Raw genomic sequence first — 16,500 nt, 5'->3', positions numbered from 1 at the left:
TTCGCGTGCTTCGGAAGGAGTCGGGAAGAGGGGCTCAACCCTCATTCGATTCGCAGCCCAGCTCGTGGCAGGGCGGGCCCTCTCCCCCGCTCGTGGCAGGGGTGATGAGGAGGCGGACGATGGAGCGGTGGGGCAGGCTTCCCGGTGGGCCCGTGACTTCACCCACCGCCACCAGCCAGGCCCGGCTGTTGCTGTCGTTGGTGCGGGGGGAGCCATCCTCGTCATCGACGAGGAAGACGCGGTAGCGCACGTTGCTGGAATCGGGAAAGTCGGGGATGCGCACGCCGTCCGGCCCGTTCATCTCCCGGTTGGCGCCCAGGACGTCCGCGTCGACCGCCATGCCCAGCGGCGTGGTGGTCAGCGTGTAGGGCGTCCAGGGGAGGACCTCGAACCAGGGGACGTTGAGGTCGCTCGGCAGGCCCGTTTCGACGACGTGGGCCGTGCCGGAGCCGGTCCGCGCCTGGTATGCGACTCCCAGTCCGGTGATGACCCCGTTGAAGACCGTCTCGGTCCCCAGCCTCTGGCGCACCAGGTCCCGGCCCTCGGCCAGGCCTGCCTGGGCGGCGAAGAAGGCCTCGCGAGCGCGGCGCTCATGGCCTTGCAGGGCGCTCTCCGTGGAGACCGCGCGCAGGGAGATGAGCGTCGCCGCGGTGATGAAGGAGATGAGCGCGATGGCCATGATGAGCGCGATGCCGCGCTCCTCACGCCGGTGGCCCCCGAGCCGGCTCTGCCGATGGGCGGACGGGCGCACGAGCGGCCTCATGTAGGGCTGGGGACGATTCACCTGGAGCTCCTTGCCGGACAGCGGCAGCGGGGAAGAGCGGGTGAGTCCCTCAGCAATCCCCGGGCCTGCTCACACGGGGCGTGGACTCCAGTTTTTTCAGCCCCTTGCGGCCACCCCTGGGTGGAAGGTGACACGTGTTGACCTGACAACCTTTGCGAGGTCCGCAAAAGTTGCGAGGCCAGGTGGAGGGTTCATGGCACTTGCAACTGGTTTCTCAAAAACTGTGAGGCACCGGATTCTCCGTCAAAGACGGGAAAGCGGGGCGCGCCTCAGGCGCCCGGACGGGGCCAGAACGGCACTTCGCGTCCGGGCGGGGTGAGCCACACGGACTGGAGGAAGCGCACGGCGTTGCGGTCCGCGTCGTCGTGCTCGGTGGTGAGCGCGTGGAAGGTGGCCAGCAGCGCCAGCGTGGCGAGGCCCGCGCCCACGGCGCCCGCGGAGGGCCAGCGCCGCCCGGGCGCGCGCGCCACCTCGCGGTACACCCACGCGGCCAGGGCCAGCAGCAGCGCCCCGGGCAGCGCGCCCGCGAGCGGCTGGGGGAGGCCGAGGAAGGACACCACGCCCGGGGGGAAGAAGCCCGCGCCCAGCAGCGGCAGCGCCAGCCCTCCCACGGCGTTGGAGACGTCGTCGGGGATGTAGTTGACGAAGGTGGCCACGCCGGTGGTGAGGACGGACGCCGCGCACAGCATGGCCGCCGCGCCCGGCGCCCATGTCCGCCCGGACGCGCGCAGCCGCTCCAGCCACAGCCCCGCGGGCAGCAGGAGGAAGGGCACCAGCCCGGTGAGGTGGCGCGGCCCCGTCGTCCAGCCCCACGAGTCATAGGAGAACGACGAGGTGAAGTACGTGTAGCCGGCCAGCAGCGCCACGCCCATCCACCCCACCGCGCGCGCCTCCGCCGTCAGCCCCCGCCGCCGCAACATGAGGATCAGCCCCGGCGGCGCCAGCAGCAGGAAGGGGGACAGGGTGAACAGGCCGCGCAGCGGCGAGAAGAAGGACAGGGCGAAGGCGCGCGGGTCCGGCGTGCGGATGCCGAGGAAGCCGCCCAGGTGCCACGGCTGGTAGGCCGCGTCGTTGAGGTACTTGTAGCCCGTCGTCAGCGGGTGGCCGAAGGTGGCCTGGTGGTAGAGCGCCAGCGCCACCACGAAGGGCAGCGCGCCCAGCGTGGCCAGGCCCGCGGCGCGGCCCAGGCGCCGGAGGCGCTCGCGCGCGGGGAGGGGCTGGAAGAGGACGGTGAGCACCGCGTACAGCACGAGGCCCAGCACGCCGAGCGCGCCGGTGTACTCGGCGGCCACGGTGGCCCCGGCGCACGCGCCCGCCAGCACGTAGCCCCGCTCCCGCCAGTCGCCGCGCGCGCACCGCCACAGCGCGTAGAAGCCGGCGAAGAGCAGCACCGCCGTCGTCTGGTGGCTCATGAAGAGCAGCGAGTAGCTGAAGGCCAGCGAGCCCAGCCCGTACGTCACCGTGAGCGCGTCCGCCACGGGCGCCTCCAGGTGCGCGCGCAGGTAGCGGCGCACCAGCCACAGCAGGAACAGCGTGGGCAGCACGGTGAGGAAGAGGCGCGAGAAGAAGACGAGCGGCACCTCCGGCACGGCGTGGCGGTGGCCTCCACCCACGGCGCGCAGGGTGGCGTACAGCGGCACGGCGGCGAAGGACAGCAGCGGCGCCTTGCTGGGGTAGTACTTCCCGTCCTTCACGGACAAGTCACCGACGTAGCCGTAGTCGCGCAGCGCGCCGTTGATGTCGAGCGTGCCGTACTCCACCAGCGCGCGCGTCTGCCACAGCCGGCACAGCTCGTTGGGCGAGCGCAGGCCCGGGTGGTACGGGAACAGCAGCACGTACAGTGCCGCGAGCGCGGCCCACACCGCCCGGGGCGCACCGGCCGCCGTGGCCACGGGGCGCTCGGAGGCGCGGGAGGGCGCGTCGGGCGGCGAGGGCGCTCCGGAAGCGGTGGACTGGGGGGCGGCGCTCATCCGTGGGTCCTGCCTCCAGGGGGTGTCGGGCTCGGGGCGTGGGGGCTTCCGCCGCGCGGGCCGTCGCCAGCGCCGCGGGCCGGTGTCACGCATCGCTCCCGGTGACGCGGGCCACGGCGAAGAGGCTCATGCCCACGGGCAGCTTCACCAGGGACTCGGCCTGGGCGAACAGGGGCGCCAGCGTGTCGTAGAGCTTGAGCTGCAGCTTCGGCACGGCGCGGCGGCGCAGCAGGCGGCTGTTGACGAACCAGCCCGGCATGCCGACGAGGTTCATCCACTCCAGCTTCTCCACCGCGAAGCCGTTCTCCTCCAGCACGGCGCGCAGCGTGGCGGGCGTGTAGCGGCGGTGGTGGCCCACGGCCTCGTCGATGGCGCCGAAGAGCTGCGGCAGCGCCGGGACGAGGATGACCACCCGGCCGCCAGGGGCCAGAATCTGCCGGAAGCGCCGCACCGCCGAGGCGTCGTCGGGGATGTGCTCCAGCACGTTGGAGAGGACGATGGTGTCCAGCTTCTCCGTCTTCAGGGACTCCCAGTCCGCCAGCGCCACGTCGGACAGGTAGGGGCGCACGTGGGGCTTGCCGCGGAAGAGGTTCTTCAGGCGGTCCACGTAGAAGCGGTCCACCTCCAGCGCGATGAGCAGCTCCAGGCCGGACTCCAGCTCGCGCGTAATCGTGCCGATGCCGGCGCCAATCTCCAGCACGCGGCGGCCCAGGTGCTCGCGGAAGCGGCGGGCCAGCCACTGGTTGTAGTGGGTGGCGCCGTCCATGCGCTCCAGCGTGGTGTAGCCCTCGTGCTGGTTGTCGGCGTCATCGCGCACGGTGGCGTAGCGCAGCAGGGTGCGCAGGCGGGACAGGTGCGTGGCGCGCGGGCGGCGGGACTCGGCCTGCACGGGCGGCAGGGCCACCTCGGTGAGGCGGAAGAGCTGCGCGGCCAGCTTCACCACCAGCTCCGCGTCCACCGCGTCGTCGTCGCTGGTGAGGGTGACGGAGCGCAGGGCCTCGGTGCGGAAGGCGCGCAGGTTGGTGAGCGGGTCCGCCAGCGCCACGTCGGTGACGAAGCGGGTGACGTGGCCCAGGGCGCGGTCCGCGAGCTGCTCGGGCGCCAGGCCCTTCAGGCCCGGGCGGCTGCGGCGGCCGAACACCGCATCCGCGGTGTCCGCGTGGATGGGGCCCACCAGCGTGTCGTACACGTCCGGCGACCAGGCGGTGTCCGGGTCCTGCAGCACCGTCACCGCGCCCGTCACCCGGGACAGGGCGGCGCGGATGGCCGCTCCCTTGCCTCCCTGCACGGTGAGCACGTGCAGCCGGGGGCCGGGCGTCACCTCCACGGGCCCCTCGCCGGCGAGCACCACCTCCGCGGTCCGGGACAGCTCCCGCGCGAAGCGGGCGGCGGTGTCGGCGTTTCCAGGCGTGTAGGGCAGGACGAAGGAGAGCGCGGGAGTCACGCGGCGCTGACTAGCACAGGCCGCCAGGACGCGCGCGTCCGTGGCCGACGAGGTCTGGAAGATGAATGGATGGGGGGCGTCCAGGCGACGGTGGAACGATGGACAACCCCGCGTGGAACCGGCACGCTCGACGGCGCTTGATAGGTGTAGGTGCAGGTCGGGCGGATGGCCTCCGGGCCGGGGCCGCGCCAGAGGAACTCCAGGAGAGACGCGACGTGGATGGAACCGGTATCGACCCGGCCGGCGGTGCCGGCGCCCTGACGCCCGCGGGCATGATGCAGCACGTGCGCGCGATGTGGCGGCGCAAGTGGGTCGTGCTCGGCGTGGCGGTGGTGGTGGCGGCGCTGTCGGCGGCCTACACGCTGCGCCAGCCGAAGGTCTACTCCGCCAGCACCTCGCTCATCATCGATGTGATGGCGCCGCGCTTCCTCGACGGGGACGTCAAGGAGGTCATGGGCGAGGAGCGCAGCAACTACTGGTTCAACAAGGAGTACTACGCCACGCAGAGCGAAATCATCACCTCGCGCGCGGTGGCGAGCCGGGTGGTGGACAAGCTGGGCCTGGCGACGGACGCGGACTTCCTGGGGCTGTCCCAGGTGCAGGACGAGAAGCTGCGCGTGCAGGCCATGCAGTCCGCGGACGCGGTGGCGGCGCTCCAGGGACGCATCCGCGTGGTGCCGGCGAAGGACTCGCGGGTCATGGACATCGCGGTGGATGACCTGGACCCCAAGCGCGCGGCGCTGCTGGCCAACGAGGTGGCCGCCGCGTACATGGCGGAGAACCTGGCCCTCAAGCTGCGCATCACCGAGGACGCGCGCACCTGGCTGGAAGTCCGGCTGTCCGAGCTGGAGACGACGTCCAAGTCCAGCGAGCTGGCCGTCTACGACTTCAAGAAGGACGCGGACATGCTGTCCACGTCGCTGGAGTCGCGGATGAGCATCGTCAGCGAGCGCATCAACTCGTACAACCTCAAGCTGACCGAGGTGCGCATCCAGATTGCCTCCCAACAGGCGCGCGTGGAGGCCATCAACAAGCTGCGCAAGTCGTCGCCGGAGGACGAGACGTGGGCGGAGGCGCTCACCGGGATGAACGAGGGCCCCATCCAGGACCTGCGGCGCACGTACACCGAGACGCGCGTGGCGTGCGCGGAGCTGGGGGAGCGCTACCTCGCCGAGCACCCGAAGCTGCTGGAGTGCAACCGCAAGTTGTCGGTGGTGCGCGAGGACTTCCTCAAGAGCCTGAGCAACATCGTGCGCGGGGCGGAGACGTCGCTGGCGGAGGCGGTGGCGCAGGAGAAGAACCTGGTGCGCCTGCTGGACACGGCCAAGGAGGAGGCCTTCGCGGTGAACAAGAAGGCCATCGAGTTCGACCGGCTCAAGCGCGATTCGGACAGCAACCAGCGCCTGTACGAGCTGGTGGCCAAGCGCCTCAAGGACATCGAGCTGTCGGGCCTGCTGCGCACCAGCAACGTGCGCGTGCTGGACCCGGCGCGGCCCATCTTCGCGCCGGTGAAGCCCAACGTGCGGCGCAACCTGATGATGGGGCTGGTGATGGGGCTGGTGGCGGGCCTGGGCATGGCGCTGCTGCTGGAGGTGCTGGAGAACAGCGTGGCCACGCAGGCGGACGTGGAGGAGCGGCTGGGGCTGGCCTTCCTCGGCGTGGTGCCGCGCATCGAAGGCAACAAGGCGCCGCGTGACCGTGACTTGCACGTCCACCGCGAGCCCAAGTCGACGGTGGCGGAGTGCTGCCGGGCCATCCGGACCAACCTCCTCTTCATGTCGCCGGACAAGCCCTTCAAGACGCTGGTGGTGACGTCCAGCGGCCCGCAGGAGGGCAAGTCCACCACGTGCATCAACCTGGGCGTGGCCATGGCGCAGAGTGGCAACCGGGTGCTGCTGCTGGACACGGACATGCGCCGGCCGCGGCTGCACCGCGCCTTCGGGGTGCCCAATGAAATGGGCATCTCCTCGCTGGTGGTGGGGGAGGGCACGCTGGAGAAGGCGGTGAAGAGCACCGAGGTGCCCGGCCTCTTCGTGCTGCCGTGCGGCCCGCTGCCGCCCAACCCGGCGGAGCTGCTGCACACGCAGGCCTTCGCGGACCTGCTCAAGGCCATGGGCGAGCGCTTCGACCGCGTCATCCTGGACAGCCCGCCCATCAACGCGGTGGCGGACGCGGCGGTGCTGGCCACGCAGACGGACGGCGTGGTGCTGGTGCTGAAGGCGGGGAAGACGAACCGCGAGTCGGCGCGGCGCGCGCTGCGCTCGCTGGCGGACGTGCAGGCGCGCATGTACGGCGCCGTCCTCAACGACGTGGACCTGAAGGCGCCGCGCTACGGGGACTCGTACCTGGCCTACCAGGGCTACGGGCAGTACGCCGAGGACTCCAAGGACGGGGTGGCGCAGTCGTGAGCGCGCCGTCCGCGGGCGCGGGCCTCCGGGTGCTGCACCTGGGCAAGTTCTACCCGCCCGCGTCCGGCGGCATGGAGGCCCACGTGCAGACGCTGGCGCGGGCCCAGGCCGCGCTGGGCGCGCAGGTGGAGGTGCTGTGCGCCAACCACTCGGCGGACGGCGCGGGCACCAGCCACGAGTTCCACGGCCGCAGCGCCACGCGCGAGGACTGGGACGGGACGGTGCGCGTGGTGCGCCTGGGCCGCGCCGCCTCCGTGGCGCGCATGGACGTGATGCCGGACCTGCCGGGCGTGCTGCGGCGCGCGCTGGCGCGGGGCGTGGACGTGCTGCACCTGCACACGCCCAACCCCAGCATGCTGCTGGCGCTGGACGTGGCGTTCCGGCTGCCGCCCCTCTTCGTCACCCACCACAGCGACGTCATCCGGCAGCGGGTGGCGGGCGCGCTCTTCCGTCCCTTCGAGGCGCTGCTGTACGCGCGCGCCCGGCGGGTGCTGGCCACCAGCGAGGCGTACGTGCCGGGCTCGCCGCTGCTGCGCGCCTTCCGGAGCAAGGTGCGCGCGCTGCCGCTGGGAATCGATGTGTCGCCGTACCTGCACCCGTCCGCCGAGGCGCTGGCGGCGGAGGCGCGCTGGCGCGAGGAGGCGGCGGGCGCGCCGCTGTGGCTGATGGTGGGGCGGCTCGTCTACTACAAGGGCCTGTTCACCGCGCTGGAGGCGCTGACGCGGGTGCCGGGCCGGCTGGTGGTGGTGGGGCAGGGGCCCTTGCAGGCGGAGGCCCGCGAGCGCGCGAAGGCGCTGGGCGTGGAGGATCGGGTGACGTGGGCGGGCTACCTGCCGCCGGAGGCGCTCGCCGGGGCGTACCGCGCGGCCACCGCGCTGTGGTTCCCGAGCAACGCGCGCAGCGAGGCGTATGGCCTGTCGCAGGTGGAGGCGATGGCCAGCGGGCTGCCGGTGCTCAACACCGCGATTCCGCACTCGGGTGTGGCGTGGGTGAGCCGTCACGAGGAGACGGGGCTGACGGTGCCGGTGGGTGACGTGGCGGCGCTGGCGCTCGCGGCGCGGCGGCTGGCCGAGGACCCGGCCCTGGCGAAGCGGCTGGGTCACGCGGCGCGCGAGCGGGCGGTGGCCGAGTTCCCCCATGACGTCATGGCCACGCGCAGCCTGTCGCTGTACTCGGAGGCGCTGGGCCGTCCCGCGCCGGTGGTGGACGAGGCTCCGCGCGCCACGCCGCGCGCCGTGACGGGGAGGGTGTGAGCCCCTCCATGCGCGTGCTGCATGTCTACAGCGGCAACCTCTACGGCGGCATCGAGACGTTCCTGCACACGGTGGCGCGGGAGCAGGGGCGCCAGCCCGGGCTGACGCATGAGTTCGCCCTGTGCTTCGAGGACAGGCTGGCCCGCGAGCTGCGCGAGACGGGCGCCGCGCTCCACCTGCTGGGCGAGGCGCGCGTGGGCCGTCCGTGGACGGTGTGGCGTGCCCGCGAGGCGCTGAGGGAGTTGCTCCATCGCGAGCGCTACGACGCGGTCCTCTGCCACGCCATCTGGCCGCAGGCGCTGTTCGGCCCGGTGGTGCGCGCGGCCGGCGTGCCGCTCGTCTTCTACCAGCACGACGCGCTGAACGGCCGGCACTGGCTGGAGCGCTGGGCCCGCGTCACCGAGCCGGACCTGGTCCTCACCAACAGCCGCTACTCCGCCGGGACGCTGGCCAGCGTCTACCCGCGCGCGCGCTGGCGGCTGGCCTACCCGGTGCTCGCGTCGGGGCCGTCGGAGGCGGGCGGCGCGGAGCGCTCGAAGCTGCGCGCGGAGCTGGGCGCGGCCGAGGGCGACGTCGTCATCGTCCAGACCAGCCGCATGCAGGAGTGGAAGGGACAGCGGCTGCTGCTGGAGGCGCTCGGGCGGCTGCGGCAGGTTCCGGGCTGGCGAGCCTGGGTGGCCGGCGGCGCGCAGCGGCCGGAAGAAGTAGCGTACCTGGCCGGACTGCGGGCCCAGGCGGAGAGCCTGGGGCTGACGGAGCGCGTGAGCTTCCTCGGGCAGCGCTCGGACGTGCCGCGCCTGCTGCGGGCCGCGGACCTGCACTGCCAGCCCAACGTGGGCGCGGAGCCGTTCGGCCTCGCCTTCGTGGAGGCCCTGCACGCCGGGCTGCCCGTCGTCACGACGGCGATGGGCGGGCCGCTGGAAATCGTGGACGCCACGTGCGGCGTGCTCGTCCCGCCCGAGCCCGCGCCCCTGGCCGAGGCGCTGCGGCGGCTCATCGAGGACCCGGCGGCGCGCGCGCGGCTGGGCGCGGCGGGGCCGGCTCGCGCCGCGAAGCTGTGTGACCCGTCCGTGTACCTGCGGGGCCTGGACGAGGCCCTGCGGGACGTGGCCGCCCCGGAGGCGCGCGCGTCATGAGGAGCCCGCGTCCTCCGAGTGCGCCCGGTGTGGCGAGGCCGCAGCTCCAGGGCCCGGGTGTGCTGCGTCGCCGGTACGTGCGCCGCGCTCCCGGGGCTCCGCTGGAGGCCCTGCCCGACGCCGCGCCCGTCCAGGGGAGCAAGCCCCGGGGCCTGCTCGAATCGGGGCGGCTGGTACCGCTCTTCATCCTCATGCTCATCGTCTGCCAGCTCGCGCTGCTGGTGCCCGCCCTCGCGCCGGTGCGCATGCTGGTGCGCATCACGGCCTTCGGCGGCAGCCTGGCCCTGCTGGCGCTGGTGCGGGGACGCAGCCTGAAGCACCCGGCGCTGCCCTTCGTCCTGGGCGCGCTGGGCATCACCACGCTCAACTTCTTCCACCCCGGCACCATCAGCCCGCTTGCGGCCCTGGTGCAGCTGGGCATCCAGCTCTCCGTCATGGCGCCGCTGCTGTGGGTGACGCGGGTGCCCATCGACGCGAAGTCGTTTCGCTACACGCTGGCGCTGCTCTTCTTCTTCAACGTGGCGAGCGCCACCGTCGGCGTGCTCCAGGTGTACTTCCCCGGACGCTTCCAGCCGGCCGTGTCGTCGGTGGTGCAGGGCCTGGGCGAGGGCTACTTGCGCAGCCTCGAGTTCGAGACCGCCAGCGGCGAGCGCGTGCTCCGCCCCATGGGGCTGACGGACATCCCGGGCGGCGCGGCCACGGGCGGCTTCTATGCCGTGCTGCTCGGTGGCGGCTTCCTGCTGTCGGCGCGGCGCGGGTGGGTGCGCGTGCTGAGCGTGGGCGGCATCCTGATGGGGCTGCTCTGCCTCTACCTGTGCCAGGTGCGCGCCACCTTCGTCACGCTGGCCGTGTGCCTGCTCGCGATGGCGGGAGTGCTCGCGCTCAGCGGCCGGCTGGTGCGGCTGGTGGCGCTGCTGGCGGTGGTGGGCGGCGCGGGTGTGGCCACCTTCGGCTGGGCGGCGGCGGTGGGCGGGGACGCGGTGGTGAAGCGCTGGTCCTCGCTGTTCGAGGAGAATCCCGAGGATGTCTACCGGAAGAACCGGGGCGGCTTCCTGGTGCGGACCTTCGAGCACCTCGTGCCGGAGTACCCGCTGGGCGCGGGCCTGGGCCGCTACGGCATGGCCAACGCGTACTTCGGCGACAACAGTGACCGGGAGCACCCGGCGCTGTGGGCCGAAATCCAGTGGACGGCCTGGGTCTTCGACGGCGGCGTCCTGGTGCTGGTGCTCTACCCGCTGGGCATGCTGGCCACGCTGTGGTGGGTGTTCCGCGTGGCCCTGCGCAAGGACGACACGGGGGACGAGTTCTGGCTGTGGGGCAGCGTCATCTTCGCGTACAACCTGGGCGCGCTGGCGCTGACCTTCAGCTATTCGTTCTTCATGAGCCAGACGGGCATGGAGTTCTGGCTGCTCAACGCGGCGCTCTTTGGCGCCATGGCACATGCGAAGACCGTACACCCTCATCGCCGGTGACTTCGTCGCCACGGGCGGCATGGACCGGGCCAACCTGGCGCTGGCGCTCTGGCTGGCGAAGCAGGGCGGCCCCGTGCGGCTGGTGGCGCACCGGATTGCCGACGAGCTGCGGGGCTACTCCAACGTGCGCTTCGTGCACGTGCCCAAGCCGGGCAACGCCTACCTCCTGGGCGAGCCGCTGCTGGACGCGGTGGGCCGCGCGTGGGCGCTGCGCACGCGGGCGGAAGGCGGGCGCGTGCTGGCCAACGGCGGCAACTGCCCGGTGCCCGCGGCCAACTGGGTGCACTACGTCCACGGCGCCTACGTCTCCGAGCCCTCGGGCGGCGCGCTGCGGCGGCTCAAGGGGCGGGTGAGCCACCGGCTCTACCTGCGCGGTGAGCGCGAGGCGCTGCGGCGCGCGCGCGTCATCATCGCCAACTCCGAGCGCACCCGGGCGGACCTGGTGGCGGCCACCGGCGTGCCGGAGTCGAAGGTCCGAGTCATCTACTACGGCGGGGACCCGGAGCGCTTCCGTCCGTCCTCGCCCGAGGAGCGACGCGCGGCGCGGGCGGCGCTGGGCTGGCCGGAGTCGCGGCGCGTGGCGCTGTTCGTGGGCGCGCTGGGGGACCGGCGCAAGGGCTTCGACTCGCTCTTCCACGCGTGGGCGCGGCTGTGCGCGCGTGGGGACTGGGGCGTGGACCTCAAGGTGGTGGGCGTGGGCGCGCAGCGCGAGGCGTGGGAGCGCGAGGCGGAGGCGAAGGGGCTGGGCGGGCGCATCCAGTTCCTCGGCTTCCGCAAGGACGTGCCGGTGCTGCTGTCCGCAGCGGACCTGCTGGTGGCGCCCACGCGGTACGAGGCCTACGGGCTGGGTGTCCACGAGGCGCTGTGCGCCGGGCTGCCCGCGCTGGTGAGCCGCACCGCGGGCGTGGCGGAGCGCTACCCGGCCTCGCTGCACGGGCTGCTGCTGAATGACCCGGACGACGTGGACGGGCTGGTGCGGCGGCTGGAGGCGTGGCGCGAGCACGAGGCCGCGTGGGCGCCGCACGTGGCCGCGCTGTCGGAGTCGCTGCGCGCGCAGACGTGGGACGGCATGGCCGCCTCGATTGTGGATGTGGTGGAGCGCGAGGGCTGAGCCGCCCCGCGACTACTTCCGGTCCAGCGTCTCGCTGAAGAAGTCCAGGTGGGCCCGTGCCACCACGGGCCAGGCGAAGCGGGTGACGGCACGCTCGCGCCCGCGCTCGGACAACTCGCGGCGGCGCTCCGGGCTCTCCAGCAGCGCGGCGAGCGCGGTGGTCCACGCCGGTGGAGAGGCCTCCGGCAGCACGAGGCCCGCGTCGCCCACGGTGCGTGGCACCTCGCCGGAGTCGCTGCCGAGCACGGGGACGCCGCAGGCGAAGCCCTCCGCGAGCATGCGGCCGAACTGCTCCTTCCACTTCGGTGTCGTCTGGCTGGGCGCGCAGAGCATGTCCATGGCGTTGAGCACGCGCGGCACGCCACCGTGGGGCACCCCGGTGAGGACGCGCACCCGGTCTCCCTGGCGTGAGGCCCAGTCCCGCAGCGCGCCCTCCATGGGACCGCCGCCGACGAAGAGGGCCCGCCAGGGCGTGGTCAGCCGTTCCAGCGCCTCCATCAACAGCGGCACGCCCTTCTCCGGCACGAAGCGCCCCAGGTAGCCGACCACGGGCGGCCCCGAGGTTTCCCAGCCGAGCTCCCGCAGCACCTCCGCACCGGAGGCGCGGTCCGGGCGGAACAGGTCCACGTCCACCCCCATGGGGATGAAGCGCGCGGGGCGCTGGGCGTAGCCGGGCCGGGAGAGCAGGTTCTCCTTCACCGTCTCGCCCCAGGCCACCCAGCCGGCGGAGCGCTGGACGACGAAGCGCTCCATCTGCGCGAAGGGCGGTGGGTAGCGCTTGGAGAGGTTCTGCGCGGTGCAGAAGACGAACGGCACGCGGCGCGGGGTGAGCAGCGCCACCTCCAGGCCCACCAGCACGTACGGCTCCTCCCAGGCGTGCACCAGGTCGACAGCTCCGGAGAGGCGCGCGCGCAGCTCGGGTCCGTAGACGAAGGTGTGCAGCGAGCGGCTGAAGAGGGCGCGCACGTCCTCCACCCGGGCGAGCTCCTCCGGCTCTCGCCTCAAGGTGAGGGGGCTCAAGTCGCCATGGAAGAAGCGGGGCGCCACGACGGTGACGTCCCATTCGCCGCCGCCCACGCGCGCCATCTCGTTGGCGAGGCGCCGGTTGAGTGTGACGACGTAGGAATGCGAGATGGTGACGAGCCGGCGTGGCCGCTTCACGTGGGAGCCCTCGGGTGCGCGTGCGACCGAACCAGAGCCGTCAGGGCGGGTCAAGGCATCGTCTCGGGAGGACTCCCGCGCCGGACACCTCGGGCGGTGCGAGGGCTCAACCCTCGCCTCTCGTGCTTCGACAGCCAGCCCGACAACCTGCCCTGACTGTGAGGTCGCCTCAGCGCCCACGCACGAGCGAGCGGTACACCGCGAGCACCTCGCTCGCATACCGCTCGCGCGAGAAGCGCTCCACCGCCGTACGTCGAGCCGCCTCACCCAGCCTCGCCCGCAGCGCGCCGTCCTCCAGCAGGGTGCGCAGCGCCGCCACCAGCGCGCCCACGTCTCCCGGCGGCACGGCCAGCGCATCCACTCCGCTGCTGAGCCCCTCCGCCGCGCCGCTCGCGTGGGAGACGACCGCCGGCCGTCCGCAGGCCAGCGCCTCGGCGATGGTGAGGCCGAAGGGCTCGCGCCGGGTGCTGGCATGAACGAAGACATCCAGGGCGCGGTACACGGCGGCCGGCTCCGGCTGGAATGGCACCAGCCCCACGCGGCCACTGAGTCCCCACGCCTCGATGAGCCCGCGCAGCTCCTCCTGAGAGAACTGCGAGCCGGGCGTCCGATACAGCGGCGCCCCCACCAGGTAGAAGCGCACGGGCAGGGTGGGGTGCGAGCGCGCCAGCTCCGCCGCCGCCTCCAGGAAGACGTCGTGCCCCTTCCAGCGCGCATACGTGGCCACCAGCCCCACGCGCAGCGTCCCCTCGGGCGCGGGTGGCAGGGTGGCCAGCGCATCCAGCCAGGCGCCGTCCGCCGGGCCGGGAGAGAAACGCTCCACGTCCACGCCGTTGTACACGACGTGCACGGGCACGCGGCCCAGCACCTCGCGCGTGTCCTCGCCCACCGCACCCGAGTTGGCGATGGCCGCGGAGGCCAGCGGCGCCAGCGTCCCCAGTGCACGCCGCACCAGTGGCCGCTCGCCCAGGAAGTCATGGATGTGCCACACCCGCTTCAGCGGCAGCCCCGCGGTGAAGGGGCTGAGCAGGTGCGTCTTGATGCCGTTGGAGTGCAACAGGTCCGGACGCAGCGCCGCCACCTCGCGCCGCAGCGAGCGGCCGTAGCCGGCGAGCAGGAGCGGCGTGGGCGCCAGGCTGCTTGCGAAGCGCAGGGCCTCCGCGGGTCCCCGGCCGCGCAGGGCGCTGTCACCCAGGGAGGACAGTCGCTCGGGCAGTGGCAGCAGGCGAGCGTCCACGCCCAGCGCGCTGGCCTCGTCCAACAGGGGCCCCGGTGTGCCCGCGAGCAGGTGGAGCGACAGCCCCGCGTCCAACCGCTTCAGGCACGCCAGCAGATCCAGCAGCGCGCGCTCGGCTCCGCCGAGGATGCCCACCGGATTGAGGAAGAGGATGCGCAAGACGGAGTGGACCGAAGCAGACGCCTCCGGACCGGTCAAGGCAGGGCGCACTCCCCATATAAAGGGTGCGGGCTTGCCCGGGGTTCCCTGCTCCACCCTGTCTCCGGCCCCCGTCGCAACCCGTGAGACATGTGAAACATGAAAGTCGCAGTGTCGCGGCGTGAGGCTGCCTGCCTTTTCGAAGTTTTATTGCGACATCCGGCGCGAGACATCGTTGCTCCCACAAGGCGTGTGGGCTCGTCCAGAGGGGGAAGGGGTCGAGTGAGACCCTTTCAAGCTGGGATAGCCATTGCGTATGGGGACGGGCGATGATGAGCGAAGCAATGAGCAATTTTCGTAAGTGTGCCCGGTGCGGGTCTGCCCACCCCGCGGGCACCACCGTCTGCCCGCCCAACACGTCCGAGCTCGTGGCGCCTGGTTCCTACAGCCCCTACGGCGCTGCCGAAGACGACGCCACCGTCAGGCGCAAGCCGGACGCGACTCCCGCCTCCGCGCGTCCTCTCGTGTCGGGCGCGCCCGCGGCCTTCGTGGCGGAAGAAGGAGAGTGGGAGAAGTCCGTCTCGCGCGATGTGATGGTGGGCAAGCAGCTCGGCGACTACGTCGTGAAGCGCCGCATCGGCGCTGGCGGCATGGGCATCGTCTACGAGGGCGAGCACCCCGTCATCGGCCGCAAGGTGGCCATCAAGGTCCTCCGCCCGGACTTCGCCGAGGGCGCCCGCGCGAGAGACCTGGCCTCGGAGGCGCGCGCGGCGGCGTCCATCCGCCATCGCGGCATCATCGACATCTTCGGCTTCGGCACCATCCCCGGCGTCGGTCAGTACCTGGTGATGGAGTTCCTGGACGGCCTGCCCCTGGACGAGGTCATCAACCAGCGCGCGCCCATGCTGGAGGTGGAGGTCGTCACGGTGCTGGATGACCTGCTCGGCGCGCTGGGCGCCGCGCACGCCGCGGGCGTCATCCACCGAGACCTCAAGCCGGGCAACGTCTTCGTGGTGCGTGACGGCTCCGGCAACGAGTACGTGAAGGTGCTGGACTTCGGCCTCGCCAAGCGCAGCGAGGCGCCCAACGGCAGCACGCCGCAGACGCGCGCCAGCATGATGGTGGGCACCCCCGAATACATGGCGCCGGAGCAGGCCTGCGGTCAGCAGGTGGGCCCGCCCACGGACCTGTATGCGGTGGGCGTCATCGCCTTCGAGATGCTCACGCGGCGGCTGCCCTTCGAGGGCGCGTCACCCATGGCCATCGCCGTGCACCACGTGCGCACGCCGCCGCCGTCGCCCTCCACCTATGTGGAGCTGCACCCCGCGCTGGAAGCGTTGGTGATGCAGCTGCTGGCCAAGACTCCCGAGGAGCGCCCCGCCTCCGCGGAGGCCGTGCGCCGCGAGCTGAAGGGCATCCTCAAGCAGCTCTCCCGCGACGCCACGCAGCTGTCTGCGCCGCCCCGGGTGGGCGCTGCGTCCACCCTCTCCCAGGAGTCCGTCGCCGTCCCGCCGCAGCGCGTGCGCACCGAGCGCTACGGCCAGCCCGGCCGTCGCACCGGACCCCCCGGGGCTACCAGGCGCGCGACCCCCTACCCCTCGGCTCCCCTGTCGTCAGGGCTCACCCACGCGGAAGCTGCGCTGGCCATGGGGCCGACGTCGAAGGACCTGCCGGCCGTGCCCTCGGGCCGCGGGCGCGCGGTGATGTTCGGCGTGGGCGGCGCGCTGCTGCTGGCCCTGCTCGTGGCGGGCGCGTCCTGGATGTCGCGGGGCGGCGAGCCCGTTCCTCCCACGCCAAGGACGCTCACCGCGGGCGCCGTGGGCGTGACGATGCCGCTCCGCGAGCGTCCCACCGCCAGCGAGTCCGCTCCCGAGCCGCGGGCCGTCGCGATGCCGACCCACGAGACGCCACCGGACCGCATGGGCGGCATGGAACCGGGCTCCACCGGAGCCAATGATGTCCAGCTGGCGGGCGGGCAGACGCCCACGCTGGCCGCCACCGTCCTGGCGAAGGACTCGCGGGCCCTGCGCGTGGACGAGCCGGTCCGCACGCGGAGGACGACGCGCGTCGTTGGAATCGCGGGAGGAGGCCGCACCCCGGCGGGCCGCACCGACGCCGCTCGCGAGGCGCAGGCCCGTGAGCCCGCGACAACGGCCATGGGCACGCTGACGCTCAAGGTGAAGGGCTACGTCAAGGAAGTCCTCGTGGACGGCAAGAGCCACGGGCGGAAGTACCAGCTCGAGCTGCCCGCGGGACTCCACAAGCTTGAAGTGCGAGGCAACGCCTTCACGCTGCCGTACAGCAGCCACGTCACCATCCTGGCGGGTGACCAGACCGAGCAGCACGTCGTGCTCGAGCCCATCCAGTGAACCCCGCATCGAGAGCC

At 72.7% G+C, this 16,500-nt stretch carries 11 protein-coding genes; 6 read left to right on the top strand and 5 right to left on the bottom strand.

Annotation, left to right across the window (positions count from 1 at the left end; genetic code table 11):
• Positions 1-34 precede the first annotated feature (34 nt).
• The 3 genes from G4D85_RS04395 to G4D85_RS04385 form a co-directional block, all read right to left on the bottom strand.
• Positions 35-784 carry a pilus assembly PilX N-terminal domain-containing protein gene (locus G4D85_RS04395; RefSeq protein ID WP_164008148.1) on the bottom strand — a complete coding sequence of 250 codons (750 nt, stop codon included), beginning with the start codon at positions 782-784 and terminating at the stop codon, positions 35-37.
• Positions 785-1,053: 269 nt separating this feature from the next.
• Positions 1,054-2,754 (bottom strand): hypothetical protein, encoded by a 1,701-nt coding sequence (locus G4D85_RS04390; protein WP_164008146.1) that lies wholly within the window; start codon positions 2,752-2,754, stop codon positions 1,054-1,056.
• Between the two features lie 85 nt (positions 2,755-2,839).
• Positions 2,840-4,198: a bifunctional glycosyltransferase/class I SAM-dependent methyltransferase gene (locus G4D85_RS04385; protein ID WP_164008144.1), complete on the bottom strand. Its 1,359-nt coding sequence runs from the start codon at positions 4,196-4,198 to the stop codon at positions 2,840-2,842.
• 215 nt (positions 4,199-4,413) lie between these two features.
• On the opposite strand from G4D85_RS04385, the gene G4D85_RS04380 reads away from it, so the two are divergent.
• Genes G4D85_RS04380 through G4D85_RS04360 form a run of 5 tightly spaced genes read left to right on the top strand, consistent with a single transcriptional unit; the run spans position 4,414 to position 11,578 of the window.
• Positions 4,414-6,606, top strand: coding sequence for a GumC family protein (locus tag G4D85_RS04380; RefSeq protein WP_164008142.1), 2,193 nt, complete (start codon positions 4,414-4,416; stop codon positions 6,604-6,606).
• On the top strand, positions 6,603-7,859 hold the full coding sequence (locus G4D85_RS04375; RefSeq protein ID WP_164008140.1) for a glycosyltransferase: 1,257 nt from the start codon (positions 6,603-6,605) through the stop codon (positions 7,857-7,859). The genes G4D85_RS04380 and G4D85_RS04375 overlap by 4 nt, the downstream gene beginning before the upstream one ends.
• Before the next feature lie 8 nt (positions 7,860-7,867).
• Complete coding sequence (locus G4D85_RS04370) at positions 7,868-8,995, top strand: glycosyltransferase family 4 protein (RefSeq protein WP_205525413.1); 1,128 nt, start codon at positions 7,868-7,870, stop codon at positions 8,993-8,995.
• Positions 8,992-10,467 carry a hypothetical protein gene (locus G4D85_RS04365; protein ID WP_240359061.1) on the top strand — a complete coding sequence of 492 codons (1,476 nt, stop codon included), beginning with the start codon at positions 8,992-8,994 and terminating at the stop codon, positions 10,465-10,467. The genes G4D85_RS04370 and G4D85_RS04365 overlap by 4 nt, the downstream gene beginning before the upstream one ends.
• Positions 10,436-11,578, top strand: a complete 1,143-nt coding sequence (locus G4D85_RS04360) for a glycosyltransferase family 4 protein (protein WP_164008136.1) — start codon at positions 10,436-10,438, stop codon at positions 11,576-11,578. Before G4D85_RS04365 ends, G4D85_RS04360 begins: the two co-directional genes overlap by 32 nt.
• Before the next feature lie 12 nt (positions 11,579-11,590).
• On the opposite strand, the gene G4D85_RS04355 is transcribed toward G4D85_RS04360, so the two are convergent.
• Positions 11,591-12,739, bottom strand: a complete 1,149-nt coding sequence (locus G4D85_RS04355; protein WP_164008134.1) for a glycosyltransferase family 4 protein — start codon at positions 12,737-12,739, stop codon at positions 11,591-11,593.
• Between the two features lie 169 nt (positions 12,740-12,908).
• On the bottom strand, positions 12,909-14,135 hold the full coding sequence (locus G4D85_RS04350) for a glycosyltransferase family 4 protein (protein WP_164008132.1): 1,227 nt from the start codon (positions 14,133-14,135) through the stop codon (positions 12,909-12,911).
• Positions 14,136-14,458: 323 nt separating this feature from the next.
• On the opposite strand from G4D85_RS04350, the gene G4D85_RS04345 reads away from it, so the two are divergent.
• The gene (locus tag G4D85_RS04345; RefSeq protein WP_164008130.1) at positions 14,459-16,483 is read left to right on the top strand and encodes a serine/threonine protein kinase; all 2,025 of its coding nucleotides are present in this window, start codon (positions 14,459-14,461) and stop codon (positions 16,481-16,483) included.
• Positions 16,484-16,500 lie beyond the last annotated feature (17 nt).

It is taken from the genome of Pyxidicoccus trucidator (assembly GCF_010894435.1).
Classification (GTDB): domain Bacteria; phylum Myxococcota; class Myxococcia; order Myxococcales; family Myxococcaceae; genus Myxococcus; species Myxococcus trucidator.
This window is presented reverse-complemented; position numbering and strand designations above follow the sequence as displayed.

Bases quoted from the DNA above. Each gene is read 5' to 3' on its own strand.
- G4D85_RS04360 (WP_164008136.1), top strand. From the start codon at position 10,436: ATGCGAAGACCGTACACCCTCATCGCCGGTGACTTCGTCGCCACGGGC.
- G4D85_RS04390 (WP_164008146.1), bottom strand. From the start codon at position 2,754: ATGAGCGCCGCCCCCCAGTCCACCGCTTCCGGAGCGCCCTCGCCGCCC.
- G4D85_RS04345 (WP_164008130.1), top strand. From the start codon at position 14,459: ATGAGCAATTTTCGTAAGTGTGCCCGGTGCGGGTCTGCCCACCCCGCG.
- G4D85_RS04370 (WP_205525413.1), top strand. From the start codon at position 7,868: ATGCGCGTGCTGCATGTCTACAGCGGCAACCTCTACGGCGGCATCGAG.
- G4D85_RS04365 (WP_240359061.1), top strand. From the start codon at position 8,992: ATGAGGAGCCCGCGTCCTCCGAGTGCGCCCGGTGTGGCGAGGCCGCAG.